Source organism: Salmonella sp. SJTUF14076, assembly GCF_015534835.1.
In the GTDB taxonomy this organism is placed as follows: Bacteria; Pseudomonadota; Gammaproteobacteria; order Enterobacterales; family Enterobacteriaceae; genus Salmonella; species Salmonella enterica.
The window spans coordinates 4,249,681-4,267,968 of the sequence record NZ_CP064674.1; the positions used below are offsets into that span (position 1 = coordinate 4,249,681).

Consider the following 18,288-nt stretch of genomic DNA (forward strand, 5'->3'; position numbering starts at 1 on the left):
CTATGGACAATACGTATATTGGTGAGCAGATACGCGTCTCCACACGCCATACTAATAATTTAAAAAAATGGCGTGACAATGATCACATAAGTCACATGCTGTTCGATTTATCTCGTGATTTACCTGATGGCGAGACACAAAAATCAAATAATAAACGCCTGTTTTTAAAACAGACAAATCATAATTTACTGCTCTCGCTGACTCCGCCTGCCCATCGCCAGAGGGTGCTTCCCTCTGAACATCACCATCGCAAGAAAATAATTACTTAAAGCAACTCTGTAAAAAGCTTAATCGTTAATCGTCGCCACTGGCGCATTGAATATTCGCCATTTCCTGATGTTCATTCACACAAATCAGAAGATGGCTGTGATCCATTTATCAAAATTGACTGGGTTTATCGCGAGGATAAATAAAAATGTTATTTAGTATACAGCTTCTCATAATATTAATATGTCTGTTTTATGGCGCCCGAAAGGGCGGGATCGCGCTCGGGTTGTTGGGCGGTATCGGTCTGGTCATTCTGGTGTTTGTTTTCCATCTCCAGCCAGGTAAACCGCCCGTTGACGTAATGCTGGTCATTATCGCGGTAGTCGCCGCGTCGGCAACGTTGCAGGCGTCAGGCGGACTGGATGTGATGTTGCAGATTGCCGAAAAGCTGCTGCGTCGCAACCCCAAATACGTCTCTATTGTGGCGCCGTTCGTCACCTGTACCCTGACGATTCTGTGTGGGACAGGCCACGTGGTCTACACCATTTTGCCGATTATCTATGACGTGGCGATCAAGAATAATATCCGTCCGGAACGTCCAATGGCGGCCAGTTCTATCGGCGCGCAAATGGGTATCATCGCCAGTCCGGTTTCCGTCGCCGTTGTTTCTCTGGTAGCGATGCTGGGCAACGTGACATTTGACGGAAAACATCTGGAGTTCCTCGATCTGCTGTCGATCACCATCCCGTCTACCCTGCTCGGTATCCTGGCAATCGGTATTTTTAGTTGGTTCCGCGGTAAAGATCTGGATAAAGACGAAGCGTTTCAGAAATTTATTTCCGTACCGGAAAACCGTCAGTACGTGTACGGCGATACCGCGACGCTGCTGGATAAAAAACTGCCGAAAAGCAACTGGCTGGCGATGTGGATCTTCCTGGCGGCTATTGCCGTGGTCGCTCTCCTGGGCGCGGACTCCGACTTACGTCCAACCTTCGGCGGCAAACCGTTGTCGATGGTGCTGGTCATTCAGATGTTCATGCTGCTGACCGGGGCGCTCATTATCATTCTGACCAAAACCAATCCTGCGTCTATCTCAAAAAACGAAGTTTTTCGTTCCGGTATGATTGCGATTGTCGCGGTATACGGGATCGCCTGGATGGCGGAAACCATGTTCGGCGCGCATATGTCGGAAATTCAGGGCGTGCTGGGCGAAATGGTCAAAGAGTATCCGTGGGCCTATGCCATCGTTCTGCTTCTGGTCTCCAAGTTTGTTAACTCCCAGGCAGCGGCGCTGGCGGCGATTGTTCCCGTCGCGCTGGCTATCGGTGTCGATCCGGCGTATATCGTGGCCTCTGCGCCGGCATGTTATGGCTACTATATCCTGCCGACCTACCCAAGCGATCTGGCGGCGATTCAGTTTGACCGTTCCGGCACAACCCGTATTGGTCGCTTCGTCATTAACCACAGCTTCATTCTGCCGGGTTTGATTGGCGTGAGCGTCTCCTGCGTCTTTGGCTGGATCTTTGCCGCAATGTACGGATTCCTGTAATGGCCGCGCGCGCCGCCAAGTTATGCGCGGCGCGCGACTTAGAGCCTGGCCCATGAGTCTCTTAATACATTTTCTTACTATTAGGCTGGAAGCACATGTCGAAAAAAGAGTTTATCTATCAGGCGCCTTTCCCGATGGGAGAGGACAAAACAGAGTATTATCTGCTCACCTCCGATTATGTCAGCGTCAGTGAATTCAATGGAGAATCTATCCTCAACGTTGAGCCGCAGGCGTTAACGTTGCTGGCTCAGCAGGCCTTCCATGATGCGTCTTTTATGCTCCGTCCTGAACACCAGCAGCAAGTCGCCGCCATTCTCCATGACCCCGAAGCCAGCGAAAACGACAAATATGTGGCGTTGCAATTCCTGAGAAACTCCGAAATCGCCGCCAAAGGCATTCTGCCGACCTGCCAGGATACCGGCACGGCGATTATCATGGGTAAAAAAGGCCAACGCGTCTGGACGGGCGGCGGTGATGAAGCCGCGCTCTCCAAAGGCGTGTTTAATACCTATATCGAAGATAACCTGCGCTACTCGCAGAACGCACCGCTGGATATGTACAAAGAGGTCAATACCGGCAGCAACCTGCCAGCGCAAATCGATCTCTATGCCGTCGATGGCGACGAGTACAAGTTCCTTTGCGTGGCGAAAGGCGGCGGTTCAGCAAACAAAACGTATCTCTATCAGGAGACCAAAGCGCTGCTCACCCCAGGCAAGCTGAAAAACTTCCTCGTTGAGAAAATGCGCACGCTGGGCACCGCGGCCTGTCCGCCATACCATATCGCCTTTGTCATTGGCGGCACCTCGGCGGAAAGCACGCTGAAAACCGTTAAACTCGCCAGCACCCACTATTACGACGCGCTGCCGACGGAAGGTAACGAGCACGGCCAGGCATTCCGCGATCTCCACCTGGAACAGGAACTGCTGGAAGAAGCGCAAAAACTTGGCCTCGGCGCCCAGTTCGGCGGGAAATATTTCGCCCACGATATTCGCGTAATTCGCCTGCCGCGTCACGGCGCTTCCTGTCCGGTGGGGATGGGCGTCTCCTGCTCGGCAGACCGTAACATCAAAGCGAAAATCAACCGCGAAGGCATCTGGATCGAAAAACTGGAACACAATCCGGGCCAGTATATTCCGCCAGCGCTGCGTCAGGCGGGCGAAGGCGACGCGGTGAAAGTCGATCTCAACCGTCCGATGAAAGAGATCCTCGCCCAGCTATCGCAGTACCCGGTCTCGACTCGCCTGTCGCTGACGGGCACCATTATCGTAGGTCGCGATATCGCCCACGCGAAGCTAAAAGAGCGTATTGAATCCGGCGAAGACCTGCCGCAGTATATTAAAGACCATCCCATCTATTACGCAGGTCCGGCAAAAACCCCGGCAGGTTATCCATCTGGTTCATTAGGCCCCACCACCGCAGGTCGAATGGACTCTTATGTCGATCTGCTGCAATCCCACGGCGGCAGTATGATCATGCTGGCGAAAGGCAACCGTAGTCAGCAGGTCACGGATGCCTGTAAAAAACATGGCGGCTTTTATTTGGGCAGTATCGGCGGCCCGGCGGCGGTTCTGGCACAGCAGAGCATTAAGCATCTGGAGTGTGTCGAGTATCCGGAACTCGGCATGGAAGCTATCTGGAAAATTGAAGTAGAAGATTTCCCGGCCTTTATCCTGGTGGATGATAAAGGCAACGATTTCTTCCAGCAGATTGTCAGCAAACAGTGCGCTAACTGCGCGAAATAACCTGGCAGGCCCGGCGTTCTCCCGGGCCGCGTTATCGGTTAATTGCCGGATGGCGCTACGCTTATCCGGCTTATCCGGCCTGCACGAGAGACCATGCTCACACTTTTACATCGCTGGTCGCTACCACAGAAATCGCCGGGCTATCCGGCTGTTCGACGAATGGCGGCGTTTTCCGGTATTTATCCAGCAGGTGGATCTGAATCTTGCGCAGCATGTCGCCATTCAAACGGTAGTAGCGGAAGTAGAGAACCAACGTCATCATGAAAAACAGTACCGGCAGGACAATCATAATAAACTGCATCCCCTGCAGGGTTTGCGCAGACTGCGCCACGTTCGGCGTGTAGCCAATCAGCCCCAGCACCAGAGCGATAAAGAACGCCGCAAACGCCGAGCCGCCCTTCACAACCATCGTCTGTACGGAATAAGCGATACTCTCGCAGCGAATATTGAGCTTAAATTCCCCATAATCGACCGTATCCGCCACCATGATTACCTGAAGCACCCAAAAGAGCGCGGTCCCGATATTCAGGAAAATACCCGCCGCCACGATTAAAGCGGCATTATGGACATCCGCCAACGCCATCGCGAAGAGCCCTGCGCAACTCAGAACGGGCATCACGGAGGCGCCCGCCCACAATATCCGCCGCGATAACATTTTCACCAGCCGGGGGAAGACAATCAGCGTCAGCAGATTCGCCGCGCCGGCGTAAGAAAGGTAATAGGGAAAAAGATCGGCATCGCCAATCACATAGGTGAAGTAGTAGATCGCAAAGCCATTGATAATATTGGAGGCAATGTTATACGCCAGCGCCATTCCCAACAGGCAAGAGAGCTGATCGTTTTTGTATATCAATCCAACGATCGTTTTTAACGTCAGATGTGGGCGGCCTGCCGTTACACCGTTGTCGGAGGAGTACACCTCATGTACGTTGCGTAATGTCACGATAGTCGAGGCGATAAAGAACGCAATCAGTACCAGCGTAAACATCTGAAAGCCGAACCCACGATCCGCCCCGCCAACGTAGTTCACAAACGGCAGCGTTATACCGGCAGTGACGAAGCCAGCCAGACTGGCGAAGAAACGCGGGAACGGCACCAGTTGTTCGCGTTCTCGCTTATCAAGCGTAATGGTCGGCACCAGCGACCAAAATGGGATATCCATAATGGTATACGTCATGCCCCACAGGATGTAGGTTACGCAGACAAACACAACCTGCGCGGTTCCCTCAAAAAGATGGGCGCTGAACAGCAGGAAAAGCACCAGCGAATTGGTTAAGGTGCCGATCAATATCCACGGCTTAAATTTCCCCCACCGCGAACGCGTGGCGTTGACAATCCATCCCATGATGGGATCGTTTATCGCATCCCAGATTCGCGCGACCAGAAAGAGGGTGCCGACGAGGCCGACCGAGAGTCCCACCACATCGGTGTAGTAATACATCAGGTACATATACACAATGCCGATGGCGAAATCCTTACCAAACGCACCGAACCCGTAACTCAGCTTTGTTGTCAGAGAGATGCTCATAGGGTACCGGGTCGCTGTTACCAGCGCCCGCCTTCTGTTAGTAGAGGTTAAACGCCGGATCTGCCGTCCAGCGCGGCTGGAGATTAACGGCGTAACCAGGCCGGAAGCCAGTCGCCATGCGCGGCGATCAGATCGTCAACCAACGCATAGATTTCTTCGATACCCAGCACCGCTGCGGTATGAGGGTCCATCATCGCCGCGTGATACACGCGATCGCGGTTTTCCGTGAGGATGGCTTCGGTCAACAGCGTTTGCACGTTGATGTTGGTCTGCATCATCGCCGCCAGATGAGAAGGGATCGTCCCCACCTTCGTCGGTTGAATGCCGTTGGCATCCACCAGACAAGCCACTTCCACGCAGCTTCCCTGCGGCAGGTTATCAATCAGCCCCTCGTTACGCACATTGCCGTAAATCACGCTCGGCTCGCCGGTCCACAGAGCGTTCATAATGGTACTGGCGTACTCGCGGGACGGTTTGATGTCGATACGCTCGGCGGTTTTATACTCCTCCAGCTCTTTATGCCAGTTCGCCAGTTGTTCTACGCAGCGTTTCGGATATTCATCCAGCGGCACCTTGTAACGTGCAATCAGATCCTCGCGTCCCGGTTTAATAAACCACGGCGTGTACTCGGCAAAATGCTCTGATGATTCGGTGACGAAGTAGCCCAACTTTTTGAACATCTCATAGCGCACAATGTTCTGGCAGCGTTCATTGCCGTGAATATTGGGCTTCGGCGCCTGTCCGGCGTCATAGGCCGCCAGCAATTCAGGATAGAGATCGACATAAGTCCCGTCAGCCGTTTTGCGCTCCAGTTCGAGGTAAAACGCCATGTGGTTAATGCCGGCGCAGCGGTAGCGCAGCGAGGCGGGATCGATATTCAGGTCGCGCGCCAGTTCTTCCGCTGTTCCCTGTACCGAATGGCACAGGCCGACCTGTTTGATATGCGGATAACGGGCATACATCGCCCAGGTATTCATCGCCATCGGGTTGACGTAATTGAGCATGGTGGCCTTCGGACAGACTTCCATCATGTCTTCGCAAATCCGCCACAGATGCGGGATAGTCCGCAGCGCGCGCATAATGCCGCCCGGCCCCAGCGTATCGGCGATCGTCTGTTCCAGGCCATGACGCTTACAAACCTCAAAATCGGTCACGGTGCAGGGTTCATAGCCGCCAATCTGAAAGGCGACCACCACGAAATCCGCATCCTGTAGCGCCGCTTTCTGGTGGGTATGGCAGGTAATCCGGCCAGAAGCGCCCGCTGAGTCCATCAGTTTCCGTACCACAATGTGCGACTCTTCCAGCCGGGTTTCGTCAATATCCATCAGGGCGACATGCGCTGATTTTAGCGCCTCGCGATGAAACACATCGCCGAGGATATTTTTAACGAAAATCGTAGAACCTGCGCCGATAAAGGTAATTTTGGGTGCCGTCATCATGACTCTCCAGAACAGTAGTGAACACCTTCATGGTGGCACGCGTTCCCGGTGAAAACCTCCGTCTTCCCCGATGAGCATTCCCGAAAACTCAGATCGTATGCTGGCGCGCGGGAGATCTGAGTTTTTGGGACAAAATGGCGTAAAAAGCAGAGTATTCGGCCTGATAGTCAGGCTACGCTCTATAATATCGACGGATTCTGTGTCCGGATTCCCGGTTTCCTCCCGGCTAAAGGGGCATAATTCTGATAATTCAGGAAATGGAGTGACGATGAGTACGCAAGCAATATCCCTCCTCCCGCCCGACCCGCACATGTGCAACGGCGATGAAAAGCAAACCCGTAGCCCGCTGTCGCTCTATTCCGAATATCAACGACTGGACGTTGAACTGAGGCCGCCGCACAGAATGGCCAGCAGTCACTGGCATGGGCAAGTAGAAGTGAATGTTCCGTTTGACGGCGATGTGGAGTATTTAATCAACAATGAAGTCGTGCAGATAAAGCAGGGGCATATCACCCTGTTTTGGGCCTGTACGCCACACCAGCTTACCCGCCCCGGCAACTGCCGCCAGATGGCGATTTTCAGTTTGCCGATGCACCTGTTTCTCTCCTGGCCGCTGGATCGCGATCTTATCAACCATGTCACGCACGGGATGGTGGTTAAATCACTGGCGACCCAGCAGCTTAGCACCTTTGAAGTGTTGCGCTGGCAGCAGGAAACAAGCAGCCCGAATGAGCAAATTCGCCAGTTGGCGATCGATGAAATCGGCCTGATGCTTAAACGCTTTAGCCTTTCCGGCTGGCAACCCATTTTGCTCAATAAAACATCACGCACCCACAAGAATAGCGTCTCACGCCATGCGCAGTTTTACGTAAGCCAGATGCTGGGATTTATTGCCGATAACTACGATCAGGCGCTCACCATTAACGACGTCGCGGAGCATGTCAAACTCAATGCTAATTACGCGATGGGGATATTCCAGCGGGTTATGCAATTGACGATGAAGCAGTACATCACGGCGATGCGCATCAATCACGTACGTGCCTTATTGAGCGATACTGACAAAACGATCCTCGATGTCGCTCTGACTGCCGGGTTCCGATCCAGCAGCCGTTTTTACAGTACTTTTAGCAAATTTGTCGGCATGTCGCCGCAACAATACCGCAAGCTTAGCCAGCAACGACGCCAGACGATGCCCGGCTAAAGCCGGATACCACTATCAGCCAAAAAAATAATTCACCTGTCGATAAACGGCGGGTGAAATCGCTCGCTATCAATAATTAACCCATTGTTTATTAAAAAATAATATCAATAACTGACCATTATTCCATCACTTTACACCCCCTATTTGACGGGGTAATACTTGCCCACGTCACATTCATACGGCGGGTCGGCAAGGCGTAAATTGCACGACCTCCACAACCGGGTAAAAGATGATGAAAGTATTAATTGTTGAAAGTGAGTTTCTGCATCAGGACACCTGGGTTGGCAACGCGGTTGAGCGTCTGGCGGATGCCTTGAGCCAACAAAATGTTACCGTCATTAAATCGACATCCTTCGATGACGGCTATGCCATCTTGTCCGCGAACGAAGCCATTGACTGTCTGATGTTTAGCTACCAAATGGAACAACCGGATGAGCACCTGAGCGTCAGGCAATTGATCGGTAAGCTTCACGAGCGTCAGCAAAACGTGCCCGTTTTCCTGTTAGGCGACAGGGAAAAAGCGACGGCATCGCTGGACCGCGACCTGCTGGAGCTTGTCGATGAATTCGCCTGGATTCTGGAAGACACCGCTGACTTTATCGCCGGACGCGCTGTTGCCGCCATGACCCGGTATCGCCAGCAACTGTTACCGCCGCTGTTTAACGCGTTGATGAAATACAGCGACATTCATGAATATTCATGGGCGGCGCCGGGACACCAGGGCGGCGTCGGTTTCACTAAAACGCCTGCCGGTCGCTTTTATCACGATTATTATGGCGAAAACCTGTTCCGCAGCGATATGGGGATTGAGCGTACCACGCTCGGTTCACTCCTCGACCATACCGGCGCGTTTGGCGAAAGCGAGAAAAATGCCGCCCGCGTATTCGGTGCTGACCGCTCCTGGTCCGTGGTTGTCGGGACCTCAGGTTCTAACCGTACTATTATGCAGGCCTGTATGACGGATAATGATGTCGTTGTACTGGATCGTAACTGCCATAAATCCATCGAGCAGGGGCTGATCCTCACTGGGGCCAAACCGGTATATATGGTGCCAAGCCGTAACCGTTACGGCATTATCGGGCCAATCTACCCGCAGGAAATGCAGCCTGAAACCTTGCAGAAAAAAATCAGCACCAGCCCGCTGACCAAAACTAAAGCCGGACAGAAACCGTCTTACAGCGTAGTGACCAACTGTACCTATGACGGCGTATGCTATAACGCCAAAGAGGCGCAGGATCTGCTGGCAAAAACCAGCGATCGCATTCACTTCGACGAAGCATGGTACGGCTATGCGCGCTTCAACCCGATTTATTGCGATCACTACGCGATGCGCGGCGAGCCAGGCGACCATAACGGTCCGACCGTGTTTGCCACCCACTCCACACACAAACTACTGAATGCGCTTTCACAAGCTTCCTACATTCACGTCCGTGAAGGCCGTGGCGCGGTGAATTTCTCCCGCTTCAACCAGGCATATATGATGCATGCCACCACCTCTCCGTTATATGCCATCTGCGCATCCAACGATGTGGCGGTATCGATGATGGACGGTAACAGCGGCCTGTCCCTGACTCAAGAGGTGATTGACGAAGCGGTTGATTTCCGTCAGGCGATGGCGCGTCTTTATAAAGAGTTTACCGATGAAGGCGACTGGTTCTTTAAACCGTGGAATAAAGACGTCGTCACCGATCCACAAACCGGTAAAACGTATGACTTCGCCGACGCGCCGGCAAAACTGCTGGCAACCGACCAGAACTGCTGGGTCATGCGCCCCGGGGAAACCTGGCACGGCTTTAAAGACCTGCCGGATAACTGGAGTATGCTGGACCCGATTAAAGTCAGTATCCTGGCGCCGGGTATGGGCGACGATGGCGAACTGGAAGCATCCGGCGTACCTGCTGCGCTGGTCACAGCATGGCTTGGCCGCCACGGTATCGTGCCGACCCGCACCACCGACTTTCAGATTATGTTCCTGTTCTCCATGGGGGTAACTCGCGGGAAATGGGGAACGCTGATCAACACGCTGTGCTCCTTCAAACATCATTACGACGCGAATACGCCGCTGGCGCAGGTGATGCCGGAACTGGTGCAGGATTATCCTGACACTTACGCGAACATGGGTATTCATGACCTGGGCGATAAAATGTTTGCCTGGCTACGTGAAAATAACCCGGGCGCCCGTCTCAATGCCGCCTATTCCACCCTGCCGGTTGCGGAGATTACCCCGCGCGACGCCTACAACGCGATTGTGAACGACAATATTGAAATGGTGGCGATTGAAAATCTACCGGGTCGCATTGCGGCGAACTCCGTTATTCCTTACCCGCCAGGAATCCCGATGCTGCTCTCCGGTGAAAACTTTGGCGATGAAAACAGTCCGCAGGTGGGTTACTTACGCTCACTGCAATCCTGGGATCATCACTTCCCTGGCTTTGAGCATGAAACCGAAGGCACGGAAATTATTGATGGCGTATATCACGTTATGTGCGTGAAAGCCTAATCACAAAGAGTCTTTTTTTTGAGGATGGCATGTATTCCCTGAGTATTGCTGCAAAACAATAATACTGTCATACCTTTTTGTGCGGGCCCCATCCCGCGCTTTTTTTATACAAAAATGACAAGTTGCCACTCGCGTACAACTTTTTGTACACCCTAATTCATCGTACAAATATTGTAATATTATTCAGGAAAGTTATTTTAGTGCAGTTTCAATTCATCACACAATTGACTCAGTCCCCGTTATCTCTCCCGTTTGGCGAGATCCGGTCTTTTATGTTCATATTCCAGGAGTTCGGGTATGAGGATTTGCAGCAACGAGCCTTGCATAGTGTTATTAACCGAAAAAGATACATGGTTACGAGTAAATGGTAAGGAGCCAATCAGTTTAAAAGCGAATCATATGGCCATTCTGGCTTGTGAAAATAACGTTATTGACATTTCATCATTAAATAGCGTGCTAGTAATACAAGTGAGTCGCAATAATATTAAAGACTATTTACAATTCCTGAATAAAGATCTCTCACACCTTCCCGTCTGGCAACGCAACGCCGATCCCTTATTGACCGCCAACTGTCTGACGCCGGATATCTTCAGGGTCGCCGCCCGCTACAGCGCGATGGAAGCACCGGATGAAATTGTTAGTGAACGTACCCGTGCGCTCCTTTTCACCGTTTTATCCCGCTTTCTTGACCACAAAAAATTTATTTCTTTGTTAATGCACATGCTGCGCAGCCGCATCAGTGACAGCGTTTACCACATCATTCAGAGCGATATTCATAAAGACTGGAATCTGAGCGCCGTTGCCAGCTGCCTGTGCCTGAGTCCAAGCTTGTTAAAGAAAAAGCTCAAAAACGAGAATACCAGTTATAGCCAAATAATCACGACCTGCCGAATGCGTTATGCCGTAAACCAATTATTAATGGACGGAAAGAATATCTCTCAAGTCTCACAGCTGTGTGGGTATAACAGCACATCGTACTTTATTTCCGTGTTTAAAGAGTTTTATGGTATGACCCCCCTGCATTATGTTAGCCAACATCGGGAACGATCGGCTGCCTAATTTTTCTACACTCAACGATAAGACACGATAATAACAGCATTGGCGATAACCCGTCTCCGATATAATTCAGCGGCATTCTGAGGGGGTATGATACGACGTAATTTATCGTAACGAAGTCACCTTTTCAGGAGTCCAAATTATGTCTTCGGATGCTGATGCTCACAAAGTGGGCCTAATCCCCGTCACCTTAATGGTATCGGGGAATATTATGGGTTCAGGGGTATTCTTACTCCCTGCCAACCTGGCGGCCACTGGCGGGATTGCAATCTACGGATGGCTGGTCACTATCATCGGCGCCCTGGCGCTGTCGATGGTTTATGCCAAAATGTCGTCCTTAGATCCCAGTCCCGGCGGTTCCTATGCCTACGCACGCCGCTGCTTCGGGCCGTTTTTGGGCTATCAAACGAACGTGCTGTACTGGCTGGCATGCTGGATCGGTAATATCGCGATGGTCGTTATCGGCGTCGGCTATCTGAGCTATTTCTTCCCGATTCTGAAAGATCCGCTGGTATTAACGCTTACCTGCGTCGCGGTGCTGTGGATTTTTGTTCTGCTGAACATCGTAGGGCCGAAAATGATTACCCGCGTACAGGCCGTCGCCACCGTACTGGCGCTGGTGCCTATCGTAGGGATTGCGGTCTTCGGCTGGTTCTGGTTTAAAGGCGAAACCTATATGGCGGCCTGGAACGTGAGCGGCATGAATACCTTCGGCGCAATTCAAAGCACGTTGAACGTTACGCTGTGGTCATTCATCGGGGTAGAAAGCGCCTCCGTTGCGGCCGGGGTGGTCAAAAACCCGAAACGCAATGTGCCTATCGCCACCATCGGCGGGGTACTGATCGCCGCCGTCTGCTATGTGCTCTCCACAACGGCGATTATGGGGATGATCCCCAACGCGGCGCTGCGCGTGTCGGCATCGCCTTTCGGTGACGCGGCGCGTATGGCGCTGGGCGATACCGCAGGGGCTATTGTTTCCTTCTGTGCGGCAGCAGGTTGCCTGGGCTCTCTCGGCGGCTGGACGCTGCTTGCCGGTCAAACCGCAAAAGCGGCGGCGGACGATGGTCTCTTCCCGCCAATCTTCGCACGGGTTAATAAAGCCGGTACGCCAGTGGCTGGGTTGCTTATCGTCGGCGTGCTGATGACTATCTTCCAGTTCAGCAGTATGTCGCCGAACGCCGCGAAAGAGTTTGGTCTGGTCTCCTCCGTGTCGGTTATCTTCACCCTGGTGCCTTATCTTTACACCTGTGCCGCGCTGTTGCTATTGGGCCACGGTCACTTTGGTAAAGCGCGCCCGCTGTATCTGCTGATTACCTTCGTCGCGTTTGTGTATTGCATCTGGGCGGTCATCGGTTCCGGCGCCAAAGAAGTGATGTGGTCGTTCGTCACGTTGATGGTGATCACCGCGCTGTATGCGTTGAACTACAACCGCATTCACAAAAACCCGTATCCGCTGGATGCGCCGGTTAAACAGGATTGACCACGTGTAGTTAATGTTATCGCAACAGGCCGGATAGCGCAGGTTATCCGGCCACCACCAACATTAAGTTCTTAAGGTTCACTTAATTTTACTTTGTCACGATTAGCGTCACCGAATCGATGGACGCATCAACATGTTAAAGCGCTTTCTTAAAAGACCTGTTCTTGGGCAAATCGCCTGGCTTCTGCTTTTTTCCTTTTATATTGCCGTCTGCCTGAACATTGCGTTCTACAAGCAGGTACTACAAGACCTACCGTTAAACTCGCTGCGCAATGTGCTGGTGTTTATTTCCATGCCGGTCGTCGCGTTTAGCGTGGTCAATAGTGTGCTGACGCTGGCCTCATTTATTTGGCTAAACCGACTGCTGGCCTGCGTTTTTATTCTGGTCGGCGCTGCCGCGCAGTATTTTATTTTGACTTACGGCATCATCATCGATCGCTCCATGATCGCCAATATGATGGATACCACGCCCGCGGAAACCTTTGCGCTGATGACGCCGCAAATGGTGCTGACGCTGGGATTAAGCGGCATTCTGGCAGCCGTGATTGCCTTCTGGGTCAAAATCCGTCCGGCGACGCCGCGCTTACGGAGCGGGCTTTACCGCCTGGCCAGCGTCCTGATCTCTATTTTATTAGTTATTCTGGTCGCCGCCTTTTTCTATAAAGATTACGCCTCGCTATTTCGAAATAATAAACAGTTGATCAAAGCGTTAAGCCCATCGAACAGTATTGTCGCCAGTTGGTCATGGTATTCGCATCAACGGCTGGCGAATTTGCCGCTGGTACGCATTGGCGAGGATGCCCATCGCAATCCATTAATGCTGAAAGGCGATCGCAAAAACCTGACGATTCTCATCGTTGGCGAAACCTCGCGCGGCGATGATTTCTCTCTTGGCGGCTATCCGCGCGACACCAATCCGCGGCTGGCGAAAGACGATGTGATCTACTTCCCGCATACCACCTCTTGCGGTACGGCGACCGCGATCTCCGTTCCCTGCATGTTTTCTGATATGCCGCGCAAACATTATGACGAAGAGCTGGCGCATCACCAGGAAGGGCTGCTGGATATTATCCAGCGCGCGGGGATTAACGTACTGTGGAATGATAATGACGGCGGCTGTAAAGGCGCATGCGATCGCGTTCCGCATCAAAATGTCACCGAGCTAAACCTGCCCGGACAGTGTATCGACGGCGAGTGCTACGATGAAGTGTTATTTCACGGTCTGGAAGACTATATCGACCATTTGAAAGGCGATGGCGTTATTGTATTACATACCATCGGCAGCCACGGCCCAACCTATTACAACCGTTATCCACCGCAGTTTAAAAAATTTACCCCAACCTGTGACACGAACGAAATTCAGAACTGTTCCCAACAGCAGTTGATCAACACCTATGATAATACTGTGCTGTACGTGGACTATATTGTGGATAAAGCCATTAACCTGCTGAAATCCCATCAGGATAAATTCACAACCAGCCTGGTCTATCTTTCCGATCACGGCGAATCATTGGGTGAAAATGGCGTTTATTTACACGGTCTGCCGTATTCCATTGCGCCGGATACGCAAAAACATGTCCCGATGCTCATTTGGCTTTCTAAAGATTATCAACAGCGTTATCAGGTGGATCAGGCCTGCCTGCAAAAACGGGCGAGCACGCTGGATTATTCACAGGACAATCTTTTCTCAACCATGCTGGGATTAACCGGCGTACAAACGACGTATTACCAGGCCGCAGATGATATTCTGCAACCGTGCAGGAGACTAAGCGAATGAAGATACTGATTGTTGAAGACGACACGCTATTATTACAGGGGTTAATACTCGCCGCGCAAACCGAAGGCTATGCGTGTGATGGCGTTTCGACAGCGCGTGCCGCCGAGCATAGTCTGGAGTCTGGTCATTACAGTCTGATGGTGCTGGATTTAGGGCTGCCCGATGAGGATGGCCTGCATTTCCTGACGCGAATCCGACAGAAAAAATACACCCTGCCGGTACTCATTCTGACCGCCCGCGATACGCTCAACGACCGCATTAGCGGGCTGGATGTCGGCGCAGATGATTATCTGGTAAAACCCTTCGCCCTGGAGGAGCTGCACGCTCGCATCCGCGCGTTGCTGCGCCGCCATAATAACCAGGGTGAAAGTGAACTGACGGTTGGCAATCTGACGCTCAATATAGGCCGCCATCAGGCATGGAGGGATGGACAGGAACTGACCCTGACGCCTAAGGAGTACGCGCTGCTCTCACGATTGATGCTCAAGGCAGGCAGTCCGGTGCACCGGGAAATTCTTTATAACGATATCTACAACTGGGATAACGAACCCTCGACCAACACTCTGGAAGTGCATATACATAATTTGCGCGACAAAGTCGGCAAGTCGCGCATTCGCACGGTTCGCGGGTTTGGCTACATGCTGGTTGCCACTGAGGAAAGCTAAGTGAGCCTGATGCGTTTTCAGCGAAGAGCGATGACCCTTCGCCAGCGTTTAACGCTGACAATTGGTCTTATTCTGCTGGTGTTCCAGCTAATCAGTACCTTCTGGTTATGGCATGAAAGCACTGAGCAAATCCAACTGTTCGAGCAGGCGCTGCGGGATAATCGCAATAACGATCGCCATATCATGCACGAAATTCGCGAGGCGGTCGCCAGCCTGATCGTCCCCGGCGTATTTATGGTTAGCCTGACGCTGCTAATTTGTTACCAGGCGGTACGGCGTATTACCCGTCCGCTCGCCGAACTGCAAAAAGAGCTGGAAGCGCGGACGGCGGATAATCTGGCGCCAATCGCCATTCACAGCTCCACGCTTGAGATTGAGTCCGTCGTCTCGGCGATCAATCAACTGGTTACGCGTTTGACCACCACGCTCGACAATGAACGCCTTTTTACCGCCGATGTGGCCCATGAGCTACGCACGCCGCTGTCGGGGGTGCGTTTGCATCTGGAATTATTGTCAAAAACCCACAATGTTGATGTCGCGCCGCTTATCGCCCGTCTTGACCAGATGATGGATAGCGTCTCCCAGCTTCTGCAACTGGCGCGCGTGGGTCAGTCATTCTCTTCCGGGAATTATCAGGAAGTAAAACTGCTGGAAGATGTGATCCTCCCTTCCTACGATGAGCTGAACACCATGCTGGAAACGCGCCAGCAAACTCTGTTGCTGCCGGAAAGTGCGGCGGACGTGGTAGTGCGCGGTGACGCGACGTTACTGCGTATGCTGCTGCGAAATCTGGTGGAAAACGCGCATCGCTATAGCCCTGAAGGAACCCATATCACTATCCACATTAGCGCCGACCCCGACGCTATTATGGCGGTCGAAGACGAGGGGCCGGGTATTGATGAAAGCAAATGCGGGAAGCTAAGCGAAGCGTTCGTGCGGATGGACAGCCGTTATGGCGGAATTGGCCTGGGGCTGAGTATCGTCAGCCGCATCACCCAGCTACATCAGGGACAGTTTTTCCTGCAAAACCGTATGGAAAGAACAGGCACCCGTGCCTGGGTGCTGTTGAAAAAGGCATAACAGGCGTTTAATACGTCGTGACCCACACATAGATAAAACTGCTGACAATCAGCATACTACACAGGGTCGTCAAACTTTTATAAATATAGCTTTTCATGACGCTCTCCTCCAAAGGTATGGAGGAGAGTATGCCCGCGAGAGATTAAGCGAACCTTAAGCGCGAAATTTATTCATCGATACGCGGATGTTGCTGTACCAGACGCGAACGTTTGACCTGCAGCTCCGCAATTTCCTGATCGATGTCGTCGATTTTCTGCTCAATATTATCGTAATGCTCGCCCAGAATTTCCTTCGCTTCCTGAATGTCCGACGCCGCTGGCGTTGCGCCTTTTAGCGGACGATTGGCCGTCTCTTTCATGGAAATACCGGTAATCAAGCCTATCACCGCGATGACCATCAAATAATACGCCGGCATCATCAGATCCTGCGAGCTTTCCACCAGCCAGGCCGCCAGCGTTGGCGTCAGACCGGCAATCAATACAGAGATATTAAAAGCCGCCGCCAGCGCGCTGTAACGAATATGCGTCGGAAACATCGCCGGCAATGTCGAGGCCATCACCCCGGTAAAGCAGTTCAGAATCACCGCCAGCATCAACAAACCGGCAAAAATCAGGCCAATAACGTTACTGTTAATCAGGATGAAGGCCGGGATCGCCAGCGCGAACAGCGCAATGCTGCCCATAATCACAAACGGACGACGACCGAAACGGTCGCTCAGCAGCCCCATCACCGGCTGCACAAACAGCATCCCGATCATAATGGCGATGATAATCAACACGCCGTGATCTTCAGAATAGTGCAGGTTATGCGACAGGTAGCTCGGCATGTAGGTGAGCAGCATGTAGTAGGTCACGTTGGTGGCAATCACCAGACCGATACATGACAACAGGCTACGCCAGTGTTTGGTGGCGATCTCTTTAAAGGAGACTTTCGGCCCATCCTGCAACCCTTCGCGGTCGCCCTGCTCCAGTTTATCCACGTGCTGCTGAAACGCTGGCGTCTCCTCCAGCGCATGGCGTAAGTAGAGACCAATAATCCCCAATGGCAGGGCGATAAAGAACGGAATACGCCAACCCCACTCAAGGAAATTCTCCTCGCCGACAATCGTTGAGATCAAGACCACCACGCCCGCGCCCAGCACGAACCCGGCGATGGAACCAAAATCCAGCCAGCTTCCCATAAATCCGCGTTTACGATCCGGCGAATATTCCGCGACAAAGATCGACGCGCCGGTATATTCCCCGCCAACCGAGAAGCCCTGCGCCATTTTACACAGCAACAACAGTATTGGCGCCCAGATACCGATCGTCGCGTAAGAGGGGATTAACCCGATACAGAAGGTACTGATCGACATAATCACAATCGTGATCGCCAGGATCTTCTGGCGCCCGTATTTATCGCCGAGCATACCAAAGAATAACCCGCCGAGCGGACGAATCAGGAAGGGAACGGAAAACGTGGCCAGCGCGGCAATCATCTGGACGCTGGGATCGGCGCCGGGGAAAAAGACTTTACCCAACGCGTAGGCAACAAATCCATAAACACCAAAATCAAACCACTCCATCGCGTTGCCCAGCGAGGCGGCGGTAATCGCTTTGCGAAGTTTACCATCATCAATGATGGTCACATCGCCCAGTGTAATCGGTTTTATTTTTTTCCTTTTCAGCATAGCTGTCCTCATAGGCTAAGCCCTGTAGCGCTATATACGGCGGGCACTGGCATACCGCGCCAGCGTCGCCGTCGAGCGGAGGGAGGGGCGCGAACGCTATCCCTCATACAAGCGTAGCAGGTTTACTTACACTGTCCGGTTACGGACTGTACAACCGAACCTGTTGACGCCTGAATGGGCAGTTAATGACCTTTTTACCCTAACAGGGTTTAAATATGTGATCAACTTCACACATATATGTCAATTTGGTCAAAAGGTGTAAACAAGGACGCCCTAATGCGCTGTGGTGGCAGTAAAAAAGCGGTTATTCGAGTGTAAACCATTGCTGACTGGCGTGGCGCAGCCCCTTTTATAAAAGCGGCAATAGTCCCGACAACACTAAGGATTTTGTGTAT

At 52.3% G+C, this 18,288-nt stretch carries 14 protein-coding genes; 10 read left to right on the forward strand and 4 right to left on the reverse strand.

Annotated features, from left to right (window positions below; all coding sequences use genetic code 11):
- The first annotated feature begins 2 nt into the window (after positions 1–2).
- The 3 genes from HU143_RS20530 (at position 3) to fumA (ending at position 3,498) form a co-directional block, all read left to right on the forward strand.
- Positions 3–269 (forward strand): hypothetical protein, encoded by a 267-nt coding sequence (locus HU143_RS20530; RefSeq protein WP_010989095.1) that lies wholly within the window; start codon positions 3–5, stop codon positions 267–269.
- Between the two features lie 146 nt (positions 270–415).
- Positions 416–1,756 (forward strand): anaerobic C4-dicarboxylate transporter DcuB, encoded by a 1,341-nt coding sequence (gene dcuB / locus HU143_RS20535; protein WP_000899149.1) that lies wholly within the window; start codon positions 416–418, stop codon positions 1,754–1,756.
- A gap of 95 nt (positions 1,757–1,851) precedes the next feature.
- The gene (gene fumA / locus HU143_RS20540; protein ID WP_000037190.1) at positions 1,852–3,498 is read left to right on the forward strand and encodes a class I fumarate hydratase FumA; all 1,647 of its coding nucleotides are present in this window, start codon (positions 1,852–1,854) and stop codon (positions 3,496–3,498) included.
- 97 nt (positions 3,499–3,595) lie between these two features.
- Here fumA and melB read toward each other — a convergent pair whose 3' ends face one another.
- Together melB and melA are read right to left on the reverse strand one after the other, a co-directional pair.
- Positions 3,596–5,026, reverse strand: coding sequence for a melibiose:sodium transporter MelB (gene melB / locus HU143_RS20545; RefSeq protein ID WP_023227453.1), 1,431 nt, complete (start codon positions 5,024–5,026; stop codon positions 3,596–3,598).
- Positions 5,027–5,109: 83 nt separating this feature from the next.
- Positions 5,110–6,465: an alpha-galactosidase gene (gene melA, locus HU143_RS20550; protein WP_001534541.1), complete on the reverse strand. Its 1,356-nt coding sequence runs from the start codon at positions 6,463–6,465 to the stop codon at positions 5,110–5,112.
- A gap of 268 nt (positions 6,466–6,733) precedes the next feature.
- On the opposite strand from melA, the gene melR reads away from it, so the two are divergent.
- The 7 genes from melR to pmrB all read left to right on the forward strand — a co-directional run bounded on the left by melR (position 6,734) and on the right by pmrB (position 16,224).
- Positions 6,734–7,666 carry a transcriptional regulator MelR gene (gene melR, locus HU143_RS20555; protein WP_000106992.1) on the forward strand — a complete coding sequence of 311 codons (933 nt, stop codon included), beginning with the start codon at positions 6,734–6,736 and terminating at the stop codon, positions 7,664–7,666.
- A gap of 232 nt (positions 7,667–7,898) precedes the next feature.
- Positions 7,899–10,166, forward strand: a complete 2,268-nt coding sequence (gene adiA / locus HU143_RS20560; protein ID WP_088759405.1) for an arginine decarboxylase — start codon at positions 7,899–7,901, stop codon at positions 10,164–10,166.
- A 297-nt stretch (positions 10,167–10,463) separates the two neighbouring features.
- Complete coding sequence (locus HU143_RS20565) at positions 10,464–11,225, forward strand: AraC family transcriptional regulator (protein ID WP_001217074.1); 762 nt, start codon at positions 10,464–10,466, stop codon at positions 11,223–11,225.
- Positions 11,226–11,364: 139 nt separating this feature from the next.
- The gene (adiC, locus tag HU143_RS20570; RefSeq protein ID WP_000093130.1) at positions 11,365–12,702 is read left to right on the forward strand and encodes an arginine/agmatine antiporter; all 1,338 of its coding nucleotides are present in this window, start codon (positions 11,365–11,367) and stop codon (positions 12,700–12,702) included.
- A 133-nt stretch (positions 12,703–12,835) separates the two neighbouring features.
- Positions 12,836–14,479 carry a phosphoethanolamine transferase EptA gene (eptA, locus tag HU143_RS20575; RefSeq protein ID WP_023227451.1) on the forward strand — a complete coding sequence of 548 codons (1,644 nt, stop codon included), beginning with the start codon at positions 12,836–12,838 and terminating at the stop codon, positions 14,477–14,479.
- A complete protein-coding gene (pmrA, locus tag HU143_RS20580) occupies positions 14,476–15,144 on the forward strand; it encodes a two-component system response regulator PmrA (RefSeq protein ID WP_000697894.1) in 669 nt (222 codons plus the stop codon). Before eptA ends, pmrA begins: the two co-directional genes overlap by 4 nt.
- A 9-nt stretch (positions 15,145–15,153) precedes the next feature.
- Positions 15,154–16,224, forward strand: a complete 1,071-nt coding sequence (pmrB, locus tag HU143_RS20585) for a two-component system sensor histidine kinase PmrB (protein WP_077909995.1) — start codon at positions 15,154–15,156, stop codon at positions 16,222–16,224.
- 7 nt (positions 16,225–16,231) lie between these two features.
- Here the strand turns inward: pmrB and pmrR are convergent, their stop codons facing one another.
- Together pmrR and proP are read right to left on the reverse strand one after the other, a co-directional pair.
- Entirely contained in the window at positions 16,232–16,321 is a 90-nt protein-coding gene (gene pmrR, locus HU143_RS20590; RefSeq protein ID WP_000844397.1) for an LpxT activity modulator PmrR, read from the reverse strand.
- 69 nt (positions 16,322–16,390) lie between these two features.
- Positions 16,391–17,893, reverse strand: a complete 1,503-nt coding sequence (gene proP, locus HU143_RS20595; RefSeq protein ID WP_000919710.1) for a glycine betaine/L-proline transporter ProP — start codon at positions 17,891–17,893, stop codon at positions 16,391–16,393.
- Positions 17,894–18,288: the final 395 nt, after the last annotated feature.

Coding starts and splice junctions, on each gene's coding strand:
- melB (WP_023227453.1), bottom strand. CDS start 5,026: ATGAGCATCTCTCTGACAACAAAGCTGAGTTACGGGTTCGGTGCGTTT.
- pmrB (WP_077909995.1), top strand. CDS start 15,154: ATGCGTTTTCAGCGAAGAGCGATGACCCTTCGCCAGCGTTTAACGCTG.
- proP (WP_000919710.1), bottom strand. CDS start 17,893: ATGCTGAAAAGGAAAAAAATAAAACCGATTACACTGGGCGATGTGACC.
- melA (WP_001534541.1), bottom strand. CDS start 6,465: ATGATGACGGCACCCAAAATTACCTTTATCGGCGCAGGTTCTACGATT.
- pmrA (WP_000697894.1), top strand. CDS start 14,476: ATGAAGATACTGATTGTTGAAGACGACACGCTATTATTACAGGGGTTA.
- pmrR (WP_000844397.1), bottom strand. CDS start 16,321: ATGAAAAGCTATATTTATAAAAGTTTGACGACCCTGTGTAGTATGCTG.
- eptA (WP_023227451.1), top strand. CDS start 12,836: ATGTTAAAGCGCTTTCTTAAAAGACCTGTTCTTGGGCAAATCGCCTGG.
- melR (WP_000106992.1), top strand. CDS start 6,734: ATGAGTACGCAAGCAATATCCCTCCTCCCGCCCGACCCGCACATGTGC.
- HU143_RS20530 (WP_010989095.1), top strand. CDS start 3: ATGGACAATACGTATATTGGTGAGCAGATACGCGTCTCCACACGCCAT.
- adiA (WP_088759405.1), top strand. CDS start 7,899: ATGAAAGTATTAATTGTTGAAAGTGAGTTTCTGCATCAGGACACCTGG.
- HU143_RS20565 (WP_001217074.1), top strand. CDS start 10,464: ATGAGGATTTGCAGCAACGAGCCTTGCATAGTGTTATTAACCGAAAAA.
- dcuB (WP_000899149.1), top strand. CDS start 416: ATGTTATTTAGTATACAGCTTCTCATAATATTAATATGTCTGTTTTAT.
- fumA (WP_000037190.1), top strand. CDS start 1,852: ATGTCGAAAAAAGAGTTTATCTATCAGGCGCCTTTCCCGATGGGAGAG.
- adiC (WP_000093130.1), top strand. CDS start 11,365: ATGTCTTCGGATGCTGATGCTCACAAAGTGGGCCTAATCCCCGTCACC.